The organism is Streptomyces sp. NPDC041970 (assembly GCF_055588985.1).
Window position 1 is genome coordinate 1 of the sequence record NZ_JBVJCD010000026.1, and the last position, 5833, is coordinate 5833.

6 protein-coding genes and 1 pseudogene are annotated in these 5833 nt (G+C 76.2%); 5 read left to right on the plus strand and 2 right to left on the minus strand.

Annotated elements, in window-relative coordinates; genetic code table 11:
* Positions 1–125 precede the first annotated feature (125 nt).
* The 4 genes and pseudogenes from ACZ6EJ_RS14975 to ACZ6EJ_RS14990 all read left to right on the plus strand — a co-directional run.
* Positions 126–1475: pseudogene (locus ACZ6EJ_RS14975) on the plus strand (glycoside hydrolase family 5 protein); the annotation flags it as partial.
* Positions 1453–1992 (plus strand): GNAT family N-acetyltransferase, encoded by a 540-nt coding sequence (locus ACZ6EJ_RS14980; RefSeq protein ID WP_469267404.1) that lies wholly within the window; start codon positions 1453–1455, stop codon positions 1990–1992. The pseudogene ACZ6EJ_RS14975 and the gene ACZ6EJ_RS14980, both read left to right, overlap by 23 nt.
* A gap of 31 nt (positions 1993–2023) precedes the next feature.
* On the plus strand, positions 2024–2233 hold the full coding sequence (locus ACZ6EJ_RS14985) for a sigma factor-like helix-turn-helix DNA-binding protein (RefSeq protein WP_006127526.1): 210 nt from the start codon (positions 2024–2026) through the stop codon (positions 2231–2233).
* Positions 2233–2811: a Clp protease N-terminal domain-containing protein gene (locus ACZ6EJ_RS14990; RefSeq protein ID WP_469267406.1), complete on the plus strand. Its 579-nt coding sequence runs from the start codon at positions 2233–2235 to the stop codon at positions 2809–2811. Before ACZ6EJ_RS14985 ends, ACZ6EJ_RS14990 begins: the two co-directional genes overlap by 1 nt.
* A gap of 55 nt (positions 2812–2866) precedes the next feature.
* Here ACZ6EJ_RS14990 and ACZ6EJ_RS14995 read toward each other — a convergent pair whose 3' ends face one another.
* Complete coding sequence (locus ACZ6EJ_RS14995; RefSeq protein ID WP_469267408.1) at positions 2867–3898, minus strand: PadR family transcriptional regulator; 1032 nt, start codon at positions 3896–3898, stop codon at positions 2867–2869.
* 1 nt (position 3899) lies between these two features.
* Entirely contained in the window at positions 3900–4757 is an 858-nt protein-coding gene (locus ACZ6EJ_RS15000; protein WP_469267410.1) for a DUF4097 family beta strand repeat-containing protein, read from the minus strand.
* 154 nt (positions 4758–4911) lie between these two features.
* Between ACZ6EJ_RS15000 and ACZ6EJ_RS15005 the strand changes: the two genes are divergently transcribed.
* On the plus strand, positions 4912–5833 hold a 922-nt coding region (locus ACZ6EJ_RS15005), incomplete at its 3' end, for a hypothetical protein (protein WP_469267412.1).

Consider the following 5833-nt stretch of genomic DNA (forward strand, 5'->3'; position numbering starts at 1 on the left):
CCCTGTGCGCGCCCCTTTTTGGGGGGGGGGAGGTGGCGGACTGGCCTGGGGCGCCGTTCTGTTCCTTCTTTCGCCTAGTTGGGGGGGGGGGGCGGGCCCCCCCCCCCCCCCCCGCGGCGGGGGACCCGGCCCCCGCCACCGCGTCCCCCGGGCGGTCCGTCCCGCCGCTGACCGACGACCGGGGGCGCACCCTCACCCTGCGCGGCTGGAACGTGGAGGACAAGGTCCATCGCGGCGAGGAGGCGCTGACCTCGATCACCGAGCGCCACTTCCGCGACCTGCGCGCCAACGGCTTCAACTTCGCGCGCCTGCTGGTCTTCTGGGACGACCTGGAGCCCCGGCGCGGCCAGTACAGCGAGCGGTACCTGCGCCGGATCGAACGCATCCTGGACTGGGCGCGCGACCACCGCGTCCACGTCCTCATCGACGCGCACCAGGACGTCTTCGGGCCCGCCTTCGGCCACCGGGGCATCCCCGCCTGGGCCACCAGGACCGACGGCCTGCCGTTCACCCCGCACCCCGACGACTGGTTCGCCGAGTACTTCGAACCGGCCGTGCAACGGGCCTTCACCCACCTCTACGAGGACCCCGACCTGCGACGCGCCCAGGCCGACGCCTGGCAGGTCCTCGCCGCGCGCTTCGGCGGCCACCCGGCCGTCCTCGGCTACGACCTGATCAACGAGCCGATGGGGGAGCTGCGCCGGGGCGAGGACCTGCCCACCGCCGCCCGTCGGATCGAGGCCGAGCACCTCACCCCGATGTACAACCGCCTGGCCCGCGCCGTCCGCGCCGTGGACCGCGACACCTGGCTCTTCGTCGAGCCGACCCCGATCGTCGGGGAGGGCGTGCCCACCGGACTCGGCCGCGTGGGGGACGCCCGGACCGTGTACGCCCCGCACTTCTACAACACCGCCATGGAGGCCGGCGCGGACTACGACCCGGCCGCCGGATGGATCGAGGCGTACGAGGCCGCCGTCACCGCCTACCCGGCCGAGCACCGCCTGCCGGTGGTCGTCGGGGAGTGGGGGCCGCTGAACAACGCCCTGCCGAACATGGGCCGCTTCTACCGCGAGGCCGTCGCCTCCCTGGACCGCTACAGCTCCGGCTGGGCCGGGTACGTCTGGTGCTACGGCGGCGGCTACTGCGCGGTCGACGAGCACGGCCGCTTCCGTACGAACAAGGAGCGGACGGCGACCCCGTACGCCCCGGCCGTCGCGGGCGCGGTCCGCTCCGCCCGGTACGACGGGGCCGCCCGCACCTACCGCCTCGCCTACCGGGCGGCCGCCCGCCCCGGCGTCACGGAACTCTCGCTGCCGCCCTCGGTCCGGGGCTGGCGCGTCGGCGTCACCGGGCCCGCCCGCGTGCTCGGGGCGGCCCCGCGCGGCGGGCGGCTGACGGTGGTGGCGCGGGCCGGCGCGGAGATCGTGGTGACGGTGCGGGAGGCTGGCCCGTATGGACGAACTGACCGCCCCTGAAGGCTTTCTGCTGCGCCCCTGGCGCGACGCCGACGCCCCCGCAGTCCTGTGCGCCTTCGCCTCGGCCGGGATGGACCGCCAGAGCGACCGGCCCGTCGCCGACCGGGACGGGGCGCTGGCCTACATCGCGGACCGCAGGCGCGAGTGGGGCGCCGGGACCGGTTACGCCTGGGCCGTCGTGAGGGAGGCGGGCGATCCGCTGGGGGGCGTGGCCGTCCGCCCCGTCAACCGCGTCCACGACACCGGCTGGATCTCCTACTGGACCACCGGGGCGGCGCGCGGCCGGGGCGTCGCCCCCGCCGGGGTGCGGGCGCTGGCGCGGTGGGCGTTCGGCGAACTCGGCCTCCACCGGCTGGAGCTGGCCCACCGCACCGACAACCCCGCCTCCTGCCGGGTCGCGGTCCGGTCCGGCTTCGCGCCCGAGGGGATCGAGCGGGCCAAGCTGCGCTACGGCGACGTCCGGTACGACGTCGAACGGCACGCCCGCCTCGCGGACGACGATGTCAACTTTGGTTGACCGGCGGGGCGTGTCAATGTAAGTTGACGGCATGACCGAAGCAACGGATCTGGCCGCACGCGCCGGCGACCGCGACCCGCGTGTGGGGTTGCGGGCGGTGGCCGCGCTGCGGCGGCTGCTGGAGCAGCTCGAAGCCGTCCAGGTGAGAAGTGCCCGCGTCCAGGGCTGGTCGTGGCAGGAGATCGCCGCCGAGCTGGGCGTCAGCCGGCAGGCCGTGCACAAGAAGTACGGGAGGCGCTGATGTTCGAACGTTTCACCCGAGAAGCCCGCGCGGCCGTCAAGGGGGCCTCGGCCCACGCGGAGCGCGTCGGGGCCTCCTCCGTCACCGAGGAGCATCTGTTCCTCGCCCTGCTGGAGCAGGAGGGCGACCGGGCGTCCCGCGCACTGGACGCCCTCGGACTCACCCGCCGCCGCGCCGCACTGGAAGCCTCCTTCGCCGAGGCCCGCCGCCGGGGCGGGCTGACGAAGGCCGACACCGACGCCCTCGCCGGGCTCGGCATCGACGTCGGCGCCATCGTCTCCCGCGTCGAGGGGACCCACGGCGAGGGCGCGCTCGACGCGGACCGGACCAACCGCCGGTGGTGGTCGGGGCACCGCCCCTTCACGCCGGGCGCGAAGGGCGTCCTGGAGAAGTCCCTGCGGGTCGCCCTGGGGCGCGGCGACCGGTTCATCGGCGGGGAGCACCTGCTCCTCGCCCTCATCGCGACGCCCGGAACCGTCGCCGACGTCCTCGCCGAGCACGGGGCCGCCTACGGGGCGGTGCGCCGCGCGCTGTACGGCCCCGAGGCCGACGCGGAGGGGCGCGCCGAGGCCGGGTGAACGCCGGGCGGCGGGGCGGGCCGAACCGGCCGGACCCGCCCCGCCGCCGTCGGCCTCAGCCCGTCCGGTCCCCCGCCGTCAGCAGCGCCTCGATCCGCGCCGCCGCCGCGCCCAGGTGGCGACGGGCCTCGGCCACCTGGTCCTCGGTGACCCCGTGGTCGCGGGCCGCGTCGCGGACGCCGTCGCGGAAGCGGTCCAGCAGCCGGTCCAGGTCGCGCGCCGGGTCGCCCGTGAGCGGTGCGTCCGCGGCCCAGTCGGCACCCGGAGCCGCCTCGGGGGCGGAGGCTTCCCGGCCGCCGGGTGCGCCGGACTCGGCGCCGGGCTTGCCGGACGGGGGCCACAGCCCCGTACGGGCGAAGCCGCCGAGCTGCCCGGTGATCTCCGCCAGTCCCTCCCGCACCCCGGCGGGCCAGTCGCCGCGGGCGAAGTGCTCCTGCACCTGGCGGGCGGCGTTCAGCATCTGCTCCCGTGCCCGCTCATGGGCCTCCTCGGCCTGGCGGCGGGCCCGCTGGGCCTCCTCGCGGGCGCGCCGGGACTCGTCCTTCGCCCGGCGGGCCTGCTCCTTCCACTCCTGTCCGGCCCGGCGCAGCTCCTCCTTCGCGGAGCGCCACGCCTCGCCGTCGGCGAAGTCGCCCAGGGCGGAGAAGTCGCCGAAGGGGGAGGACGGGCCGCCGCCCTTCCCTCCGTCCCCGCCGTTGTGCTTCGACGCGGAGGCGGCGGCCCGCATGTCGCTGCGCAGCCGGCCCGCCGCGCCGCGCACGTCGTCGCGGATCTCGGCGGCCAGCTCGGCGACGGAGTCGCGGATCTCCAGCTCCAGGTCGGCCAGTTCGCCGCTGCGGTCCGCCAGCTCGGCGCGCCCGGCGTCGGTGATGGAGTAGACCTTGCGGCCGCCCTCGGTGGCGTGGGTGACCAGGCCCTCGGCCTCCAGCTTGGCCAGCCGAGGGTAGACGGTGCCCGCCGAGGGGGCGTACAGGCCCTGGAAGCGCTCCTCCAGCAGGCGGATCACCTCGTAGCCGTGGCGGGGCGCCTCGTCGAGCAGCTTGAGCAGATACAGGCGCAGACGGCCGTGGGCGAAAACGGGGGGCATGTCAGAGAACCTTTCCGGTCGGTTCGGCGGTGGGCGCGGCGTCCTCGACGGGCGGCCTGCGCAGTAGGGCGATCGAACCGGACACGGTCGTCACCCGCAGGGCCCCCTTCCCGGCCCCCAGCGCGCCGGTGATCTTCTTCGCGCTCAACTGCCCCCCGACCCGCAGCTCCTCGAAGGCGTTGGAGACGGACCCCGTCGCGGTGTTCGCCTCGACCCTGGTGTCCACCGGGTGCGGCAGCCGGACCGCGATCTCCCCGGTGACCGTGGTCAGCCAGACGTCCGCGGGCCTGTCGGCGGGGGCGAGGTCCAGGACCATGTCGCCGCTGACCGAATCCGCCCGCACCGAGTCCCCCGCCCCGTCGATCACCGTCAGGCCGCCCGAGACGGAGTGGAAGCGCAGCTCCCCGGTGACGCCCTGGGCCTCCAGGGCGCCCGAGACGGTGTGCCCGCGCACCGGGCCGGTCAGCCCGACGAGCGTGGCGTCGCCGGTGACGCTCCGGATCTCCGTACGCCCGCCGATGTTGGAGACGACGGCCCCGGCGCCGACCACGCCGACCTCCACCGACGACGCGGCGGGCACCACCAGGGAGACCACCGCGCTGCGGTGGCGGCTGCGCGAGACGAACGCGCGCAGGAAGTCCTGCCAGGGCAGGTCCTCGTAGGCCACGGTGAGGCGGCCGTCCTCCAGGCTCACGACCAGCGGCGGGCCCTCGACCGCGGAGACCTCCAACCGGGCTCCCGGCTCGTCGCTCCCCACCACGTTGACCGTGCCGTCGACCAGGCGCACGCTCACCGCCGTCACCGGATCGTCGAAGGCCAGCTCCCCCGGCTCGCTGACGGTCCACGTCGACACAGGCATGGGTGAAACCTCCCGAGAGCGCGATGACGCAACATATCGCGTCCTTACGAAAGACACGATATATCGCGGTCGGAGGAAGTCAAGGTCGCCGGAAGGCGGGGCAAGGGAGTGGTGACCCTGCCGAACCGGTGCATAGTGCCCTAGCGTGAGGGCTATGAACGCGACATCCACGGGAGCGCTCCTGCTGTGCCGGGCCGACCCCGCGACCGTGCGGCCCCTCGCCCGCCTGCTGCGCGAGCCGCTGCTGCTGACCCGCGCCGGGGAGGAGTGGAGCGTGCTCGTGCCGGAGGGCAGGCCCTGGCGCGGCGGGCCGGCGGGCCGCGGGGCCGAGCCGGTGGACCAGGTCGTCGCCGGGTGGGCGGCCGCGCTCGCCGTGGGCTCCACCTGGCCGGTCCTCGCCCTGTGGTGGGACGCCGACCGCGCCGGCTGCACCCTGGCGACCGGCTTCCGCCGCCCCGTGGGCTACGTCTGGCTCGCCGACGGCACCCCGGCGGGCGAGGAAGAGGCCATGCGCACCTTCGCGGCCCGGCTCGGCCTCGACCCGGTCCTCGACGTGCAGGTGCTGGAGGGGCTGACCCGCCCCGACCCCGAGGCGCGGGCCGACACCCGGCTGCGCGGGCTGCTCGCCGTGCTCACCCGCACCGGGCTGGCCCTGCCGACGGGCCTGGAGCCCGGCGGGGGCGCGGACCGGCTGCACGCCGCCCTCGACGCGCGGCCCGGCGTGGAGCGGATCACGTGGGCGGGGTGGCGCGACGCCGTACGCGTCGAACTCGACGCGGTCGAGAGCGGCAGGCTCGGCCCATGGGTGCGCGGGCCCCGCGCCCGCGCCCTGTCCGCCGCCCAGCTCGCGGCCGGGCTCCCGATCCTGGTGTGGGGCGTCCGCCGCCGCAGCGGGGGCTGGACCGCGACCGGGGCGCTGCTGCTGGCGCAGGGCGCGCTCGGGCTCGCGTACCACCGGGCCAGGGACGGCGTGGAGACCGGGCGGGCACGAGGAGACGTGTGGGGGGGGCGCGGTGGCCACCCCACCCCCCCCCCCCCACCCGCCATTCCCTTCTCCCTCTCTCCTCCCCCCGCCC